This is a genomic window from Roseinatronobacter monicus, from assembly GCF_006716865.1.
Taxonomy (GTDB): domain Bacteria; phylum Pseudomonadota; class Alphaproteobacteria; order Rhodobacterales; family Rhodobacteraceae; genus Roseinatronobacter; species Roseinatronobacter monicus.
This window is the reverse complement of the sequence record NZ_VFPT01000001.1, coordinates 2355872-2374063: the sequence shown is the minus strand read 5'-3', so window position 1 is coordinate 2374063 and position 18192 is coordinate 2355872. Positions and strand designations below refer to the sequence as shown.

16 protein-coding genes and 1 pseudogene are annotated in these 18192 nt (G+C 56.7%); 2 read left to right on the top strand and 15 right to left on the bottom strand.

Annotation, left to right across the window (positions count from 1 at the left end; translation table 11 throughout):
- Positions 1 to 49: 49 nt before the first annotated feature.
- From BD293_RS11345 to BD293_RS11325, 5 genes are all read right to left on the bottom strand, one after another.
- Positions 50 to 553, bottom strand: coding sequence for a prepilin peptidase (locus tag BD293_RS11345; protein WP_142081800.1), 504 nt, complete (start codon positions 551 to 553; stop codon positions 50 to 52).
- Positions 553 to 1410, bottom strand: a complete 858-nt coding sequence (locus BD293_RS11340) for a tetratricopeptide repeat protein (protein ID WP_142081798.1) — start codon at positions 1408 to 1410, stop codon at positions 553 to 555. The genes BD293_RS11345 and BD293_RS11340 overlap by 1 nt, the downstream gene beginning before the upstream one ends.
- Before the next feature lie 20 nt (positions 1411 to 1430).
- Positions 1431 to 1910: a tetratricopeptide repeat protein gene (locus BD293_RS11335; protein WP_170207117.1), complete on the bottom strand. Its 480-nt coding sequence runs from the start codon at positions 1908 to 1910 to the stop codon at positions 1431 to 1433.
- Positions 1911 to 2017: 107 nt separating this feature from the next.
- Positions 2018 to 2998: a type II secretion system F family protein gene (locus BD293_RS11330; RefSeq protein WP_246086275.1), complete on the bottom strand. Its 981-nt coding sequence runs from the start codon at positions 2996 to 2998 to the stop codon at positions 2018 to 2020.
- 47 nt (positions 2999 to 3045) lie between these two features.
- Entirely contained in the window at positions 3046 to 4014 is a 969-nt protein-coding gene (locus tag BD293_RS11325) for a type II secretion system F family protein (protein ID WP_342781400.1), read from the bottom strand.
- Positions 4015 to 4223: 209 nt separating this feature from the next.
- Here BD293_RS11325 and BD293_RS11320 point away from each other — a divergent pair.
- Positions 4224 to 5371 (top strand): IS630 family transposase gene (locus tag BD293_RS11320; protein ID WP_142081793.1). Its coding sequence is split into 2 segments (ribosomal slippage): positions 4224 to 4671 and positions 4671 to 5371, totalling 1149 coding nucleotides; the frame shifts between segments, so codons are not numbered across the junction.
- 4 nt (positions 5372 to 5375) lie between these two features.
- Here BD293_RS11320 and BD293_RS11315 read toward each other — a convergent pair.
- From BD293_RS11315 to BD293_RS11285, 7 genes and pseudogenes are all read right to left on the bottom strand, one after another.
- Positions 5376 to 6707, bottom strand: a pseudogene (locus BD293_RS11315) (TadA family conjugal transfer-associated ATPase); the annotation flags it as partial.
- A 100-nt stretch (positions 6708 to 6807) separates the two neighbouring features.
- Positions 6808 to 7767: an IS1595 family transposase gene (locus BD293_RS11310; protein WP_142079320.1), complete on the bottom strand. Its 960-nt coding sequence runs from the start codon at positions 7765 to 7767 to the stop codon at positions 6808 to 6810.
- A 35-nt stretch (positions 7768 to 7802) separates the two neighbouring features.
- The gene (locus BD293_RS11305; RefSeq protein WP_142081790.1) at positions 7803 to 9008 is read right to left on the bottom strand and encodes a CpaE/TadZ family protein; all 1206 of its coding nucleotides are present in this window, start codon (positions 9006 to 9008) and stop codon (positions 7803 to 7805) included.
- A gap of 303 nt (positions 9009 to 9311) precedes the next feature.
- Positions 9312 to 9935, bottom strand: coding sequence for an OmpA family protein (locus tag BD293_RS11300; RefSeq protein ID WP_142081788.1), 624 nt, complete (start codon positions 9933 to 9935; stop codon positions 9312 to 9314).
- Positions 9936 to 9971: 36 nt separating this feature from the next.
- Positions 9972 to 11333, bottom strand: a complete 1362-nt coding sequence (locus BD293_RS11295) for a type II and III secretion system protein family protein (RefSeq protein WP_142081786.1) — start codon at positions 11331 to 11333, stop codon at positions 9972 to 9974.
- A gap of 307 nt (positions 11334 to 11640) precedes the next feature.
- Positions 11641 to 12474 (bottom strand): Flp pilus assembly protein CpaB, encoded by an 834-nt coding sequence (cpaB, locus tag BD293_RS11290; protein ID WP_142081784.1) that lies wholly within the window; start codon positions 12472 to 12474, stop codon positions 11641 to 11643.
- Between the two features lie 289 nt (positions 12475 to 12763).
- A complete protein-coding gene (locus BD293_RS11285) occupies positions 12764 to 12964 on the bottom strand; it encodes a Flp family type IVb pilin (RefSeq protein ID WP_142081782.1) in 201 nt (66 codons plus the stop codon).
- Positions 12965 to 13357: 393 nt separating this feature from the next.
- On the opposite strand from BD293_RS11285, the gene BD293_RS11280 reads away from it, so the two are divergent.
- Positions 13358 to 14176 carry a lytic transglycosylase domain-containing protein gene (locus tag BD293_RS11280; RefSeq protein ID WP_142081780.1) on the top strand — a complete coding sequence of 273 codons (819 nt, stop codon included), beginning with the start codon at positions 13358 to 13360 and terminating at the stop codon, positions 14174 to 14176.
- A gap of 18 nt (positions 14177 to 14194) precedes the next feature.
- Here the strand turns inward: BD293_RS11280 and BD293_RS11275 are convergent, their stop codons facing one another.
- The 3 genes from BD293_RS11275 to topA all read right to left on the bottom strand — a co-directional run bounded on the left by BD293_RS11275 (position 14195) and on the right by topA (position 18187).
- A complete protein-coding gene (locus BD293_RS11275; protein WP_142081778.1) occupies positions 14195 to 14824 on the bottom strand; it encodes a CoA transferase subunit B in 630 nt (209 codons plus the stop codon).
- Positions 14825 to 14837: 13 nt separating this feature from the next.
- Complete coding sequence (locus BD293_RS11270) at positions 14838 to 15533, bottom strand: CoA transferase subunit A (RefSeq protein ID WP_142081777.1); 696 nt, start codon at positions 15531 to 15533, stop codon at positions 14838 to 14840.
- Positions 15534 to 15613: 80 nt separating this feature from the next.
- On the bottom strand, positions 15614 to 18187 hold the full coding sequence (gene topA, locus BD293_RS11265) for a type I DNA topoisomerase (protein WP_142081775.1): 2574 nt from the start codon (positions 18185 to 18187) through the stop codon (positions 15614 to 15616).
- Between the last annotated feature and the right edge of the window lie 5 nt (positions 18188 to 18192).

The following is an 18192-nucleotide window of genomic DNA, read 5'->3' as shown; positions in this document are numbered from 1 at the left end:
TAATTACCAAATTGGTCTTTCGAAACGTACAATGTTTTTGGAAACAGCGTTAAAGCGTGCCATTCCCAAAAATCGTTGCCAGACACAGATAGAATAACAGGCTTGGCCCCAAAGCCAGCCCCATCGGAAATTCAGAGCGGTGCAAACTCTCCCACCCTGGCACCAAGTCTTGGACAAGGCTGGTGCGCCGCGCCACACGATGTGCCACAAAGCTGACCAGCGTCACACATGCCAGCAGCATCAGAAACAGGCTAAGATCACCCAAGGCGATGAAGGGGGCCATCGCGGCTGCGAATTTTGCGTCCCCCGCCCCGACCAGCCCGACAGAGCTGAGCGCGAAGCCGACAATCAAAACGACAAGCAGGCTTGCCCAACCCCAAGCCCAAGAGGTGATCGGCAAGGCAATAAGCCCGACTATCAGATAAACAGCCACCAAAGCGAGGACAGCGTAGTTATGGATTTTCATCCATTTCATGTCGCTCCATGCGACCCAAAGCGCGATTGGCGCGACGAACGGCAAAAACCAAAGTGCTGTCTGTGCACTCAGCAGCATCAGCCGGCCCCTCCGCCTTCCAGCGCGCGCATGGCGCGCACGGCTTCGTCATAGTGTTGGGGGTGGGTGTCAATCGCTTCTTGCAGCAATGTCCGGCCGATGGTGACATCGCCTTTGCGAATGGCGGCAATCGACATTGTATATAGCAGCATCGCACGTTCTTGCTGGGTCATGCGCACAATCGGCAAGTTGTAATTTCCCTGCCCTGCACGCGCCAGCGCGAGGTTGTTCTTGGCGGTGAACAGGTCTGGGTCATGTTGCAGCGCTTGGGTGAACAACCCTTCCGCTTCACGCGCATTGCCGCGCGTCAGTTTGGAAAACCCCCAATTGTTGAATACCCCGGATGGGCGGGTGGTCAGACCGGCGGCTGTCTCGTAAAAATGGTCTGCGCGCGCCCATTGCTGATTGGAATCAGCGATCATGGCTTCAAGTCGATACCGATCAAAGGTCTCGTGTGTGGGGGGCACAAAATTCAACGTCTGCTCGGCGCGTTCCCAGTCATTTGCACGGATGAACGTGTCGGCCAGCATCACGCGGTCGTCATTCGTGGCTTCTGGATGTGCTATGACGTTCTGCCAGACGGGCACGGCCTCTGCTGTGCGGCCAGCGCGCACCTTGGATCTGGCAAGGCCGCGAATGTTGCGTATGTTTGAAGGGTCTGCTTCAACCTGCCCGGAGAAATAGGCAACAGCCTCGTTCGCATCGCCCGCCGCGAGCATCAGGTCTGCCATATTTTCCTGATCAATCGCGTTTACACTGTCGATTGCGCGCGAAACGCTGGATTTTTTGCTGTCCTCGCACGCGACAAGCACAAGGGCACTGCTCGCCAGCAGCGCAAGTAACATAGGGTGGCGCATTTTTGCGTCCTCACTGCTCGTTATAGTGGCGTAGACAGCAACAGATACCTGCCACTCCCCCGCCGCATCAGCAAAAGCTGAAATGCCTCATCTGCATCATAGCCTGTTTGTTGTGAGTTTTCGATGGCTAAACGCAAATTGTCACGAATTTCGCCCGAGCGCCCCGAATCATAGGCGAAAGCGTTGCGAAAATGTAAGCTGGCCTCGCCCCATTTGCCTTGTTCGGCCAGTGTCACACCCAGATTGTTGTGCGCAGGGACGAATGTTTCGTCTTTCTCCAAGGCGCGGCGCAGGTCTTGCTCGGCCTGTTGCAAGCGGCCAAGGCGCAGGTTGGCCGACCCGATTGCAGACAGAACATCGACAGTCGCGCCTTCAGTCGCGGCTGCGCGGTGATAGGCGCGCAACGCGATCTCATACTCGCCTGCGGCCATGGCCCTGTGGCCGACAATCAGGCCATCGACCGCCTCCACGACGTCTGTACGCCCCGAAGCTGGCGCCATTTGATCGGGACCAGCGCCTGACGTTGCTGCATCGAACCGGTCTTGCGGGGCGGAGGTGCAGCCAGCCGCCAGACATATTCCAAGAAGAAGACCACCAAATCGCAAGTTTACATTCCAGTCGCCAAGCCACCGCCGGCAAGGTCGCTCATGATCCCGATTACCGAAGGGCCAACCAGAATGATCAGCAGCGGCGGGACAGTGAACATCATTGTGCCCAAAGTCATCTTGGTGGGCAAGGTGTTTGCTTTCTCTTCGGCCCGCATGATGCGTTTGTCGCGCATCTCGGCGGCGAAAACCCGCAGCGCATCGGTGATCGACGTGCCATATGTTGAAGCCTGCACCATCACGCCGACGAAAGACGTAATATCGGTGACATCGCAACGCTTCGCCATGTCGCGCAAAACTTCGCTGCGCTCGCGCCCGGCCTTGACCTGCTCGCCCACCGCAGTCAGTTCTTCGCCCAAAGCAGGATAGGCAAACTCGATCTCCTTCGAGACGCGCCGAATGCTTTGGTCCAGCGATTGGCCCGCTTCAACGCAGATCAGCATCATGTCCAATGCATCGGGGAACCCTGACAGGATTTCTTCTTTTCGGGCCTCTACCCGCCGCTCCAGCCAGCGGCGGGGGCCGAAATAGCCAATGATCATGGGCGTAATCAACGCTACGGCCATCATGACGGGGGTGTCAAAGCTGTCGGGGGCAATGACGAACACCAACAACAGCGATGCAATCATGCCTGTGATGGCCAGAATGAACTGCAAGGCCGCAAAGTCGCGCACAGCGGTCTTGCTTAGATAGCCGGCGCGGATCATTTTTTGCCGGGCATCCGAAAGCTCGTTTTCGTTCTCTGGTTCCAGAAATCGTGCATACTTTTCTAGCGACTTGAACTCGCGTCCCACCTTGCGGCGCAATTTCGCAGCTTCGGGGGCAGAGTGCTTTTCTTTCGAATTGGCTTGTTCGGAAAACCGCTTCATAGGGTCCGCGCGCCCACCTGCCATCATGACCATCACGGCCAGAACCAACAGCAGCGTGCCGCCCACCCCCGTCAGCGCGATCAGTCCCAACGGGCTATTGAAGATTTCAAACATTGTTGACAGGCCTTTCATCGAAAATCACAAGCTGCGCGCGTTTTGGGCTACACCTTGATGTCGGTCATCTTGCGCATGTACAGCACGTTCACCACCAGAAAGACGCAAACCACAACGGCCAGCGGCAAGTACAAAGGCGTTTCTTTGACGTCATCATAATAGTCGGGTTGGTTCGTCTGGATCATGATCATCGCCGCAAGTGGGAACCCCGACAGGAACATGCCCGACCATTTTGCCTCGGCGGTAATTGCGCGGACACGCCGAAACAGTTTGAACCGAGAGCGCACGACCTTGGACAGTCCGTCCAGAATCTCTGCAAGGTTGCCGCCAGATTTCTGTTGGATCGCCACGGCGACCGCGAAGAAGCGAATATCTTGCAAGTCGACGCGCGTCCCGAATTCCGTCAAGGCTTCGCCTGCGTCACGGCCATAAGAAATCTCGTCTGAGATCAGCCCCAATTCACTTCCCAGCGGGTCGGCCACTTCGGTGGCTGCCATGGCAAGTGCGGCCCCGAACGGGTGGCCCACACGCAAGCTGCGGACGATCAGATCAATTGCTTCTGGCAACTGCTCTTCAATCGCGCTGACCCGTTTCTTGGCCTTGCTGGAGACCCAGAAAAACACGCCGCCAAACCCCATGAACAGTGCCAGTCCGGACCTCATGGCGATCTCTGTATCGGTCGCCACGGACAGCAGCACAAAGCTGAACACGCTCAGTCCGATCATCAGCAGTAGCAGCATTTTGGCGGAAAACGCGATATTCCCTTTGCGCGCCAGATCTTCGATCAGCCCATATATCGGGATGGAATACTTTTTGGAATGCCCAGAGCGTTCCCGGCGCAACTGCTCCATGACATCTTTCTTACCACGACCCTTTTCAATCAGGTCCAGACGCCGGTTGAGCTTTGAGCTGTGCTCGATGCTTTTGCCGAATGCAAACAGATAGATACCTTGGATCAACAGCAGAACGGCACCAAAAATCGCAAGGTAAATCAGGGGGCTGATCGTCATTTCCATTGCTTATCTCCGCGCCGTGACTTCGTCATATATGCTGCTTGGTAGGTCATATCCCCAGCGCTTGAACCGATCTGCAAAAGCAGAGCGCAATCCAGTGCCGGTGAAATGACCAAGGATCGTTCCGTCTGGCTCTAGTCCCATGTGTCACGGTATTTGACTTCGTTGAGGTTTTCTGAATCACTCTGGGATAACTTTCAGAGGAGGCTGAAATGGGCAAATGTGGACCCGCTGTGAAATATGTTGTTCGTCTGGATGCTGAAGAGCGCCAACAACTGGAAGGTATAATCCGCACGGGTCGTGGCGCGGCGTATCGGCTGCTCAAGGCGCGAATATTGTTGAAGGCGGATGTGTCCACGGAAAATTGCGGCTGGGATGACGCGCAGATATCTGAGGCGTTGGAGACCAGCCTTTCGACCGTCTATCGCACCCGTCGTCAACTTGTGGAAGAAGGGCTTGAGGCTGCTCTTGCACGCAAGACACAGTCAACACCGCCACCGAGGATCTTTGATGGGGAGAAAGAAGCAAAGCTGATCGCTCTGGCTTGCTCCGAACCTCCCAAAGGCTATGCGCGCTGGTCGTTGCGGCTCTTGGAAAAGCGCGTGGTTGAGTTGGGTATCGTAGATCAGGCCAGTGACAGCACGATCGGGCGCACGCTCAAAAAAACGCTCTCAAACCGCACAAGAGCCGCTATTGGGTGATCCCCCCCAAAGCCAGCGCTGCTTTTGTCGCGGCCATGGAAGATGTGCTCACCGTCTACACACGCCCATACGACCCTGCGCGTCCGCTGGTCTGCCTGGACGAGACTTCCAAACAATTGACCAAAGAAACCCGCGCCCCCATCCCGATGCGACCGGGTCAGCCCGCGCGGTCTGACTATGAATACGAACGCAACGGCGTCGCCAGCTTGTTCATGGTATTCGCTCCGCATGAGGGCTGGCGCCATGTCGCCGTTCGGGCCAGACGCACCGCCGTCGACTATGCTCATGTTCTCAAAGAGCTGGCTGACATCCACTTTGCGAAGGCTGACAAGATTGATCTGGTTCAAGACAACTTGAACACCCATAGGCGCGCGTCTCTTTACGAAGCCTTTCCCCCGGCCGAAGCTAAACGCATCGCTGATCGCTTCGACTGGCATTACACGCCCAAACACGGGTCTTGGTTAAACATCGCGGAGTGCGAACTTAGTGTTCTGGCGCGCCAATGCCTCGATCGGCGCATTCCAGATCACGCTACTCTGGAAACAGAGGTTGCTGCTTGGACCCAAAATCGGAACAACGCACAAGCCAAAACCAACTGGCACTTCACCACCAAAGACGCCAGAACCAAACTCCTTTACCTTTACCCGCAAATCGCCTGAATCAGGGGACTAGGCCAGTGCGCTCGAACCGGAAAATTTCCTGCATTGTTATAATTTCGCCTTCCATGCCGGTAATCTCGGTGATCGACATCATCCGGCGAGAGCCGTCTTGCAGGCGCGACACCTGAACAATCAGGTTAACAGCCGAGCCGATCTGGCTGCGCACGGCCCGCAGCGGCATGTCGATGCCCGCCATTGCGACCATGTTTTCCAACCGGCTGACGCCATCGCGCGCACTGTTGGCGTGGATCGTGGTCATTGACCCGTCATGACCCGTATTCATGGCTTGCAGCATGTCGATAACTTCTTCGCCGCGCGTTTCGCCGACGATGATACGGTCAGGCCGCATCCGCAACGCATTGCGAAGGCAGTCGCGTTGGGTGACAGCGCCTTTGCCTTCCATGTTGGCCGGACGGCTTTCCATGCGTCCGACATGAATCTGCTGCAATTGCAATTCTGCCGTATCTTCGATCGTCAGAACACGCTCCTCATCGCCAATAAAGCTGGACAATGCGTTCAGCGTCGTGGTCTTGCCCGAGCCGGTTCCGCCAGAAACAATGATGTTCAGGCGTGTTGATACTGCCGCTTCGAGATAGAGCGCCATTTCCTGAGAGAAGGCACCGAAATTTGCCAATTCCTGAATGCTGAGCTTTTCTTTTTTGAACTTCCGGATCGACACGAGCGAGCCATCCACAGCGACCGGCGAAACCATCGCGTTGAAGCGTGACCCATCGGCAAGCCGCGCATCCACATAAGGCGTGGATTCGTCCACCCGACGCCCGACAGCCGAGACAATCTTGTCGATGATGCGCAGAAGATGGCGTTCATCACGAAACGTGACATCGCTGAGTTCCAGCTTGCCGTTACGCTCGATGAAAACCTGTTTCGGGCCGTTGACCAGAATGTCATTTATGCTGTCATCTTGCAGCAAGGGTTCCAACGGGCCAAGGCCCATGACCTCATAATACAATTCCCGGTTCAGCGTCGCGCGCTCTTCGCTGGTGAGCACGACCTCCATTTCGCCAAGTGTTTCTGCAACGATTGTGCTGATTTCAGAACGAAGCTCGGCCTCGCTTGCATGCTCCAGCGCGGCAAGGTTCAGGTTCTCCAACAACCGTTTGTGCATGTCGGACTTGATGCCGTTCATGCGCTGTTTGCGCTGCTCGGCGCGGTCCGTTGCGATTGTCCTGCCTTGGGGGGCGGGTGCCTTTTGCGGTTGCTTCTGGGGTGCGCGTTCGGGCACGGATTTCGCCACATTGGGCTTGTTCCGGTCTGGTGCCGCTTCGACCGATTTGATCGGCTGTGATCCCGTTGTCTTGCGATATCGTGCAAACATTTTGGTTTACCTGTTCATTCTGCTGCGATTGCGGCTGTCTCAGACGCTTCGAACAGCGCGCGCGCGAATTTGTTGATTTCTTTGGCTCAATTGGCGTTAATTATGCGTGCCTTGAGATAGGCAGGATTCCTGCGGCGGCGGCGAGTATCGCGCGGGGAGTTTGGTGTTTTGGAATGACTGCAAGTTGAAACCAGCGCAGGTAGCTGTCCAAGTACTTGGTTGCGATGCCGCGATGGCGCCGCAGGAATGTCTTGAGCCGCTCATGTCGACTGTTCACGGTTTGAATGTGCAACTCCCCGCGAACACGTTGTCCTGCAGTCTGGTTGAGGCTTTCATGGCTGATGCCCATTGCTGCTGCGCAAGGCGGGTAACTGGTGCAGCCATCAGTGACCAAGAGCGCATCAGGATCGAGAAGCGGCTGCAAAACCGCCTGCAGATGTGCGGCCGTCACTGCTGGCAAGACAGCACTTATGGTGGTGCCGGATCGGTCGGCTGCGACCAAGACCGGAACCTGCTCCTCCGACAAGCCGCGTTTGGCGGCCTTGCCGCCACGTTTACGGGCCTTACGATCAAGGTTTCGTTCACCTTTTCGGCTGCTCAGAAAGAAGGTCTCGTCGGCTTCGACGATGCCGCGCAACTTGATCGCCCCAGCCGTCACCGCCCGAAGAAAACGATGACGCCAACGAAAAGCGGTCGTGCGCGCCACCATGCAACGCTCAGCGGATACCTTTACCGTTTCGCCGTCACGTAACGAAGCAGCGAACTCTGCCCAACGGCCCTTGTGGCGCAGGCGCGCCAGCGGAGTACCGGTCAACGCGTTGAAGGTTTTGCCGCAGCCTTTGCAAAAGAACCGGGAAAGGCCACTTGCATGACCCCTGATGATAGCTCCTTCTGAAGCGCAGTGCGGGCAGATACGGTCCTCACGAACCTTTGCCTCAAGGAGATCGACCACCGCCTGCAATGACGGAGACCCAGAAAGGATCCGACTCGCCTCGGCGCGCTGGTCCGGCGAGAGGTTATCCGTCTCATTGAGCCAAACCAGAAAGATGTCGTGGTCCATATATACCCCTCCACACAGTATGTTCACTATATGTTCTATCGCACATGGGCACGCATAACAAACGCTAATTGAGCCATTTCTTTATACAGTGGGTTCTTGGCCGCATATTCAGACAGGGGCAGGCCGTGGTCATTGGCATCACGAATCTGCGTGCCCCCGTCGGGCAGGTTCACTGCAAAGCTGATCCCAAGGCTTTCGCCCATCCGCTTTGCGCGTGCCTTGCCAGAAAGATCGGTGAATTTAGGCGCGCGGCTAAGGATGAAGCGATATTTCTCCATCGAGATACCGTCAGCTTTCATTGCCCGGATCATGCGCAAGGCGTTCTGCGCCGACCGAAGGTCAAGTTCGAGCATGGCAAAATACAGATCTGCCATGTTCAGGACCGTTTCTGTCCAATGAACAACGGTGCGCGGCATATCGATTATGACAAAATCAAACTGGTCACGGGCCATTGCAATGACGCGCTCAATCTCATCCGGGGTCAGCAAATCCAGCGGCAGCATGTCAGAAGGGGCTGTCAGAACATGCAGTTTGTCCCTGAATTTCTGTAGGGCTGCGAAAAATGCGTCCTCATCCATATTGCTGGTCTGTGACAGCAATTCATACACTTTTTCGGTGCGTGCCAGATCGAGATAGGTCGAGACTGCGCCACACTGGAAATCAAAATCCAGAATGCACACTGTCTTCTTTGTGGCCTCGGCCAATCCGCACAGTTCCCACGCCAGATTGACCGCGAAATTGGTGCCACCCACACCGCCTGCAAGCGCATGAACCGCAAAAACCGTGCCCTGTTTTCCGCTTGGGGTTTGAGAAGGCACCGCAATTTCTGGCGCAGCATCCGTTTTCTGAAGCTTGATCACAGCGTCCTGAAGTGCCGCTTCAGGCAGGGGGTAGGGCACAAAGTCATCCGCCCCCGAGCGCAGAAGCTGGTGTAACAGGATTGGTGACAATGCCTCGGCAATCAGAATCATGCGAATGTCGCGTGCACTGGCTTTCTCAATGACAGTGCGGATCAGTGCCAGGTTCGATTCGGCCGTGTCGTCCAGAGCGATCGCAAGAAATTCCAAAGACTTGGACTCTTCCGAGTCAAGAAAAGTGGCGGCTTCGTGAAATGTCAGATTGCCCCAGCTTTCATGGAAGATGGCATCCATATCCTCGATCAAAAGATCGAAGTTGTGGATTTCTCGGGCGATTGTGCAGGCGTAGATTTCCTGTGGCTCATCTTCACCGATACTGGACATTTCGCATTCCTCAAGAAAGATATGTAACGTTGGTGGCGCGCTGTGATTTTCTGAAAGATCAAACTTTCACAGCACAACACCCGAGTATGAGGAATGATTGTTCATAAATCTGGCAAGATTTGGGCCAAATTGCTCTCTTTGTGCAGAGCTTCTGCCTTGTTTGGCATTTTCGACGCAAAATGTCAGGATAGTGATGTGGGCCAAGCCGGTCGCGCGAAATGCGTGGGCTGGAACAGAAAACCCGGCACGTGGTAAATGCCGGGTTTTCCAGAGTAAGTTGACCGAAACATTGCCGTTTCTGGGTCACTCAGGTCGGTGCTGCTCGGTCGCGCTGGCAACATATTCCCGGTGGATGATCCGCGCATATTGCCCGTCCATCAGGGTTTGCCGCCGCACCAGCCCTGAAATTTCGGTAACAGTTCTGCGGTTCGCGGGCTCATAGCCTGAGCTTGCAATCAAGGGCTGTGTCTCGCCGCGCGAAACCACTGCAATAATGCTGCTGCGCGGGACTTTCTGGGTCACCAGATAACTCATGACCGCATTCGCGCGCCGTTGCCCAAGGCCGACATTATAGGCGGCACTGCCAACCGCGTCGGTATGCCCGTAAATTGTGTAGCGCAATTCGGGGAACTGCCGCATCCAATGGGCTTGCATCCGTAGAATGGACCGCGCCTCTTGATCCAGTCTTGCGCTGTCGAATGCGAAATTTACCATCGAGGGAACTTCCGCATGGAAGCGGTGGGTCATCACCTCTGCAAGGCTGATCTGCCCCGATTGCAGCATGGTGTTGTGCATGGTGGCGTTGCCAAAGCTGCCCCCGTCAATGCCGATGCCCGCTTCGCGGTTGAATTGATGATTTGGATCGCTGCACGCTGTCAGCCCAAGACTGGCAGCACCCATCAGGAAAAAACGTCTGTCAAATGCCATAATCGGCTCCTGTGTTAAGCGCCTGAACTGATCGAGTCAGTCCAGAACATAGCCGTAAGAGCCGCCAAAATCCTGACGCGCGATTTCACCCACGGCACCCGAACCCGGCGCGGCCAATCTGCCACTCAGGAACAGGTCACGCTCGCTTGGGGGGCGGACACGATCTGTTGGCAACATCAGCGCTTCACCCCGTGTGGGCGAGACAAGATGCGCTGTAATGACGATCACCAGTTCCGTCTGGTCGCGCTGGTAGTTCGCACTGCGGAACAACGCACCAAGAACAGGAAGTTCAGACAACCATGGAACACTGCGCGAGCTTGCGCGGAAGTCATCTTCCAATAGGCCCGCAATGGCGAAGCTTTCCCCATCGCGCAACTCTACAGTGGTCTGAGTCTCGCGGCGGCGGAAGGCGACAGACCCTTCGGGCAAAGTTGCCCCCGATACACTGGAGTCGATCGAGCTGACAGCCGCATCCAGGCGCAAGTTGATTACATTGTCATCCAGCACACGCGGCGTGAACGAGAGTTCTACGCCGAAGGGGCGATACTCAATTGTGACATCGCCGTCAGACCGGACCGGCACAGGATATTCCCCACCGGCCAGAAATGAAGCTTGCTGACCGGACAAGGCCGTCAGGTTCGGTTCTGCGAGCGTGCGCGAAAGCCCTTGCGTTTCAAGTGCTTCAAGCAACACTTGCGTGGTCAGCCTGCCCCCGCCAATGCGAAGTGCAAGCGCCCCAGCGTTGTCAGCCGAGCCACCGATCGTTCCGGTATCGCCCGTTGAAAAGGAATTGCTGGAGCCAGCATTTACCGACAACGTGGACCCCAAGCTTTTGCCAACTCCGCGCTGCATTTCAGCAAAGCGCACCTTCAGCATCACCTGCTGGGTGCCCCCGACGCTCATCAGGTTCGAGATCCGGTCGGGCGCATAACGCTGTGCCAGTTCCATCGCCGCATCCAGCCGCGCAGCGGTTGAAACGATTCCCGACAGGACAATCCCGTCATTGGCGGTGCGGACTTCGATTTTCTCATTGGGCAGAATCTGCCGCAGTCTTTCGCGGAATTCGGCGATGTCTGGTGTGACCTGAACCTCGATATTTGACACCAGTCGTCCGTCAGTTCCCAAAATCGTCAGTGTGGTGCGCCCCGGCGTTTTGCCGAGCACATAAATTGACCTGTCGGACAGGGTGGAAATGTCTGCAATGCCTGGGTTGGCAATGGATAGTTCTGCAAAAGGGTTGTCTGTCTCGACCACGACCGCGCGATTCATGGAAACGCGCAGGGTCGATTCTGCGGTGCCATTGGCCACACGAAACGTATCGGCGCGCGCGTTCGGGGCGACAGTTGCGACCAGACTTGCTGATAACAGCACGGCTGCCGCCATTTGAATAATTTTCATACTTGCCTGCCTTCTGAAACTGCTCTGCATCTTATTTGTCCGGCGGCTGAAACTGCGTTAAGGACATCTTTGAATGCGGGTTATCCTCCCGCTTTTGCCAGAACTATGCGCTAAACGAGATTTATTTTCAATAATCTTGTGCTTAGCTGGCGAAGTTGATGTGCTTTTCGCAACAAATGCCACAGGCGCTGCTACATTTGGGCACGAAATCCTTTGCAACCACGCTATCTAGAAACGCGCAACGGTGGATACGCGCCGCCCAAGCGGCACGATACGCCATAGGACGGCCCAGCCTTGGCCGTCATGCTCAGTTTGTGCAGGGAATTTCGATCAACACCATGTCATTGCCGCGACGGGTGCGGATGTGACATTTTTCAGCCGCTTCCACGCGCTGCTCTTCGCGGACAATACCCAGCAGGCGGTCTTGGGTCATTTCGATGGCGCCAGAAGCGACAGTGTCCTCTGCGCCGACCAGCGCAAGCGACAATCGCCCGGAATTCTGTGCCTGCGCCAGTGCGGCGACTTGCTCGCCTGTGGCTTCGACCGTGACCGTGCGCGTCTCTGTCGTGGCCGAGGCGCGATCCATGTCGGCGCTTTGGTTGACTGCGATGATACGGACCTGTGTATCGATCAGCTGCGTGATTTCGCCAGAGTTGCTGGTGCGACCAGTCCAGAAAATATCGACATTATCCCCCGGCCGCAGGAACCCTGCAACACCGCTTGTCTGGTTGACGGCAATGGTAAAGGCACGCTTGCCGGGGCCGAGATGCGAGGTGATGCCCGCCTCTTTTCCTGGTTCTGTTAGTTTGGAAACGAGAATAGGTTCTTTCGGATCCATAGTTCGTAAAACGATCCGATGCGTTGCGCCGTTCGGGAAGAGTTGCTCAACCTCTGAATAGCTGCCCTCGGGCACGGCATATCGCGGAAAGGGTGCGACTAGCAGATCTTCGCGTGACAACCGTTCTCCGTGACGCATGGCGCGACCTGCCACGAACACATCAACCATTTCCACCGTGTTCGCATTGGCGCGGGCATGTGCCAACTCACTTTGCATGGTGCTGACATATTTGTGGGTCTGCATGGCCGCGAAGCCAGCAAGGCCAAGGCCGACAAGAAGAACTAGGGCAAAGACGCTACGCATGACGGGTTCCTTTTCGTGCTGCGCGTGGCGCGCAGAAACAATTCATATGGTGTCGCATAGATAGCAGTGGATAAGGGCAACAAGAGGCTGTCATTGTGGCGCGATTGTGGCGGGTGTAACTTGACGCCGATGCTCTCAATAAATCCAGAGCTCAGCATTCGGTTACTTTCTTGACAATTGTTCCTTTAGAAATTCCAAACAATCACTTCCAAGTAGCGGTGTGGCAGCAAAAAAGGAAAGGCCGCAAACTTGCGGCCTTTCCTGTATCTGAATTCTGGTTCTGTGCTCGTTAATCGATAGTAAGCGGAGTAATTACGACGTCTTCCATAGATTGTTGAATTTGTTCGGCCATGTTTTCAACACCCCCGCGCACAGATACCACAACCGCAATGCCCAGACCAACGATTGCGGCGGTCAGAACAACCCAGTCAACGGTCACAGCACCAGATTCGTCTGCGGCGAAGTTTTTGATGTTTGCAATAAAAGTCATTTGTATTCTCCAGTTTTGAACGTTTCTACTCAGCCTCGGGCTACTCGGTTACAGTGTTGTTCACCGCTTGGCTGATACCGATATAGCCCTTGAACAATGTTCAGAATGGGGCGGGATTCGGACGAAACTGGGATTTGTTTTCGCCCAATTCGGGGCATTGTTTCAGTTTGGGGGGAAGTGGGCGGTATGCGGCGCACTGTTTCGTCAACCGTTGCAATCCACCAAATTGCGGGGGCGCAACACCATGACGCTGTTTACCAAGCTGATGCGCGAAACTTGTAGTCAGACCTGCTTCAACCCTGCATACTGCCGCAAAAGAATAAACGAGTAGTGAATTCAATGTCGTTATTGTGGCTCTGTCGCACGCTTTTTGTGCCATGCTTGGCTTTGGGCATGGTTGTCACCAGTGCCCCGCCGGTCTGGGCCGAAAGCCCTGCGCCTGCAACGCGCGGCGCGACAAATGATTTCTCGTTTCGGCGCGTGCCTGTTGCGCCCGCGCAGACGGGGCCCCGGATAACTGTGCAGATCGACCCGGAAGAGCAGGCCAGATTACTGGCCGTCACCCCAAGGGTCGCACCGATCATCACCCCCAGAGCGCCGGGCCAGCAGGCGCCTGCGTCAGGCTATGCGTGGTTCTGGGACAAGGTCTCGCCCAAGCTGGAAGATTCGTCGGGTCGTTTTCTGTCAGCCGTCGCGGCGCTGAACTCTCCGGTGGAGGGGCGCAGCGTGCGCGTCCCGCGCATGCAGTTTTTGCAAGACATCGCCAGCGCGCATGGCGCACATATTCTGCGGGCCTCGGTCGGGACAAATGTGTCGCCTGCCTTGGCGCTGGCGGTGATTGCGGTCGAATCGGCAGGGCAGGTCAGCGCGGTCAGTTCGGCGGGCGCACAAGGCCTGATGCAGCTTATCCCCGCCACGGCAGAGCGATTCGGTGTCTCGGATGCATTTGACACAAGCCAGAATATTCGCGGCGGCATCCAGTATCTGGACTGGTTGCTGAAGCATTTTGACAATGATGTGGTGTTAGCGCTTGCGGGCTATAACGCGGGCGAAGGGGCTGTGCGGCGCAATAACGGCGTGCCGCCTTTCGCGGAAACACGCGATTATGTGCCCAAGGTGCTGGCCGCGTGGCTGGTTGCGCGGGGGCTGTGCGCAACGGTGCCCGAATTGCCGACAGATGGCTGTGTGTTCAAGATCGGGCAGGCGGGCTGAGCGCCCGCCCTACCGGTTTCAGTTCACAATCGCAGCCTCGGTCGCGGCGCGAATCTCGTCTTCGGTGACGCCCTCGGCAGTCTCGATGATCTTCAGACCACCCTCGACCACATCCAGCACGCCCAGATTGGTGATGATGCGTTTGACCACGCCTTGTGCCGTCAGCGGCAGGGTACAGGCTTTGAGCAGCTTTGATTCGCCTGCCTTGTTGGTGTGGTCCATCACCACGATCACGCGCTTGACGCCCGCGACCAGATCCATCGCGCCGCCCATGCCCTTGACCAGCTTGCCGGGGATCATCCAGTTGGCGATATCGCCATTCTCGGCCACTTCCATCGCGCCCAAGATCGCCATGTTGATCTTGCCGCCGCGAATCATCGCAAAGCTCTCGGCGCTGTCAAAATAGGCGGTGTGCGCCAGTTCGGTGACGGTCTGCTTGCCTGCGTTGATCAGATCGGCATCGACCTCATTCTCGGTGGGGAAGGGGCCAATGCCCAGCATCCCGTTTTCCGATTGCAGCGTGACCTGCACGCCTTCGGGAATGTAATTGGCCACCAGCGTCGGAATCCCGATGCCAAGGTTCACATACATCCCGTCCTGCAATTCCTGCGCCGCCCGTGCGGCCATCTGGTTGCGGTCCCAAGCCATGTGTCGTTCCCCCTTAAGCCGTGCGCACAGTGCGCTGTTCGATGCGTTTCTCGTGCTGCCCTTGGATCAGCCGGTTCACATAGATGCCGGGCAGATGGATGTTGTCGGGGTCCAGCGTGCCGGGTTCGACGATTTCCTCAACTTCCAGAACACAAACCTTGCCGCATTTGGCAGCAGGCGGGTTGAAGTTGCGCGCGGTCTTGCGGAAGATTGCATTTCCGGTGGTGTCGGCCTTCCATGCCTTGACGATAGACAGGTCCGCAAAGATGCCGCGTTCCAGAATAAATGTCTCGCCGCCGAATTCCTTGTGTTCCTTGCCATCGGCAATGACAGTGCCCACGCCGGTACGGGTGTAGAACCCTGCAATTCCAGCACCCCCAGCGCGCATACGTTCGGCCAGCGTGCCTTGCGGGTTGAATTCCAGCTCCAACTCGCCACTCAGATACTGGCGCATGAATTCGCCATTCTCGCCCACATAAGAGGACATCATCTTCTTGATCTGGCGCGTTTTCAGCAGCACACCCAGCCCGAAATCATCCACCCCGCAATTGTTCGAGGCGATGGTGATGTCTTTCGTGCCCGCCGCGCGGATCGCGTCGATCAGCAGTTCGGGTATGCCGCACAGGCCAAACCCGCCCGCAGCAATCGTCATCCCGTCGAATAACAGCCCGTCAAGGGCCTCATTCGCAGAGCCGTAGACCTTTTTCATCGCGCAACTCCCTCATGTCACATGGTTGCGAAATAAGTGACGCGGCGTTGCAGCGAAGTCAACCTGTCGCCTGCATCCGCTTATTTTGCAGCCTTTGTTGCCGGTTTCTTTTTGGCTGCGGGCTTTTTTGCCGCAGGCTTTTTTGCAGCCGGTTTCTTGGCCGCTGCCTTCTTCTTTGGCTTGGCACCAGCCTTGGCATTCACCAGTTCAATCGCTTGCTCTAGTGTCAGATCTTCGGGTGCCACGTCCTTGGGAAGGGTCGCGTTAACCTTTTCCCACTTCACATACGGACCATAGCGCCCCTTCATAACCGCCAGCGCGCCGCCATCGGGGTGATCGCCCAGTGTTTTGATCGGCTCTGCGGCGGCAGCGCGGCCGCGTTCGGGTTTTGATGCCAGCACCTCCACGGCGCGGTTCATGCCGATGGTGAAGACTTCGTCCACCTCGGGCAAATTGGCATATTTCTTGCCGTGTTTGACAAACGGGCCGTAGCGCCCGATGCCTGCCTCAATCAACTCGCCATCATCGGGATGGGGGCCGACAGGGCGGGGCAGCGCCAGCAGCATCAGCGCGCGTTCCAGATCAATGCTGTCAACCTCCCACCCTTTAGGGAGTGAGGCGCGCGGGGGCTTGGGTTCTTCCTTGGTCGCTTCACCGCGCTGCACATACGGGCCGAACCGGCCAGTGCGCAGGCTGATCGGATCGCCGTTGTCATGGCCCAGCAATTTGCCATCGCCAGACAATTCCGCATTGCCTTCGTCCTCGCCGGCAAGCGGGCGGGTATAGCGGCAGTCGGGGTAATTGTTGCACCCGATAAAGGCCCCGCCAGAGCGTGCCGTCTTCAGGTTCAGCCGCCCTTCGCCGCATTTGGGGCAAATGCGCGGGTCGGTGCCATCTTCGCGCGGCGGATAGAGATGCGGGGCCAGAACCTCGTCGATCTTCTCCAGCACTTCGGTGATGCGCAATTCGGATGTTTCGGCAATCGCCGCAGAGAAATCGCGCCAGAACCGGGCCAGCACATCCTTGTAGTCACGGTCGCCCGCCGAAACGTCATCGAGTTGCGCTTCAAGGTCGGCGGTGAAATCGTATTCCAGATAGCGACGGAAGTAATTGACCAGAAAGATCGTGACCAACCGCCCCTTATCCTGCGCGATCAGGCGGTTTTTGTCCTTGGTGACATAGCCGCGATCCTGAATGGTGGTGACGATGCTGGCATAGGTGGACGGGCGCCCAATGCCCAGTTCTTCCATGCGCTTGACCAGCGTGGCCTCGGTATAGCGGGGTGGGGGCTGGGTGAAATGCTGTTCCGGCGTGACCCCATGTTTGGTCATCGCGTCGCCTTGCGCCATCTGTGGCAGGCGCTTGTCATCGTCGTCGATGACATCGTCGCGCCCTTCTTCATAGACTTTCAGGAACCCGTCAAACAGCACCACCTGACCCGTGGCGCGCAATCCGACTTGACCGTCTTTGCTGCCGATCTCGACGGTTGTGCGTTCCAGTCGCGCCGCCTCCATCTGGCCTGCGATGGTACGTTTCCAGATCAGGTCATATAGTTTGCGTTGGTCACTATCCGCGATTTTCAGCTTGTCCGGGCTGACCGCCATATCTGTGGGCCGGATACATTCATGCGCTTCCTGCGCATTCTTGGCCTTGTTTTTATACATGCGCGGACTTTTGGGCACATAGTCTGCGCCGTAGCGGTCCTTGATGACATCGCGCGCGGCCATCACCGCCTCCGGCGCCATATCAATACCATCTGTCCGCATGTACGTAATATAGCCTGCTTCGTACAAGCGCTGCGCTGTGGACATGCAATGTTTCGCACCCATGCCGAATTTGCGGCTGGCCTCTTGTTGCAGGGTCGAGGTCATGAAGGGCGCGGAAGGGTTGCGATTTGCGGGATTTGCTTCGACCGAGGTGACGGTCAGATCGCGCGAGGTGACAGCCTGCACGGCCAGCTCCGCAGCTTCTCCGGTGGCAATGTCGAATTTATCCAGCTTTTTGCCTGCAAGACTGACCAGTTTGGCCGTGACATCCTGTCCGCGTGGGGTGGCCAATGCGGCGCTCACGCTCCAGTATTCTTGTGCGCGAAAAGCCTCAATTTCCATTTCGCGCTCGACAATCAAGCGCAGGCAGACGGATTGCACGCGCCCCGCCGATTTTGAACCGGGCAGTTTGCGCCACAACACGGGGCTAAGGTTAAACCCCACCAGATAGTCCAGCGCGCGGCGCGCGAGATACGCATGAACCAACGGCATATTCACATCGCGCGGGTTTTTCATCGCTTCTGTGACCGCGGATTTTGTGATCGCGTTGAACACCACGCGTTTGACGGGCGTGTCTTTCTTCAGTGCGCGTGATTTGGCAAGTGCCTCGGTCAGGTGCCACGAGATCGCCTCGCCCTCCCGGTCAGGATCGGTTGCGAGGATCAGTTCATTGTCCGCTTTCAAGGCGTCGGAAATCGCCTTGAGGTGCTTGCGCGAGTCGCTTGCGACTTCCCACAGCATCTCGAATTCATGCTCGGTATCGACCGAGCCGTCCTTGGGGGGCAGATCGCGCACATGGCCGTAAGAGGCCAGAACTGTGTAACCAGGACCAAGATATTTATTGATTGTCTTGGCCTTGGCGGGCGATTCGACGACGACAACTGCCATGAAAT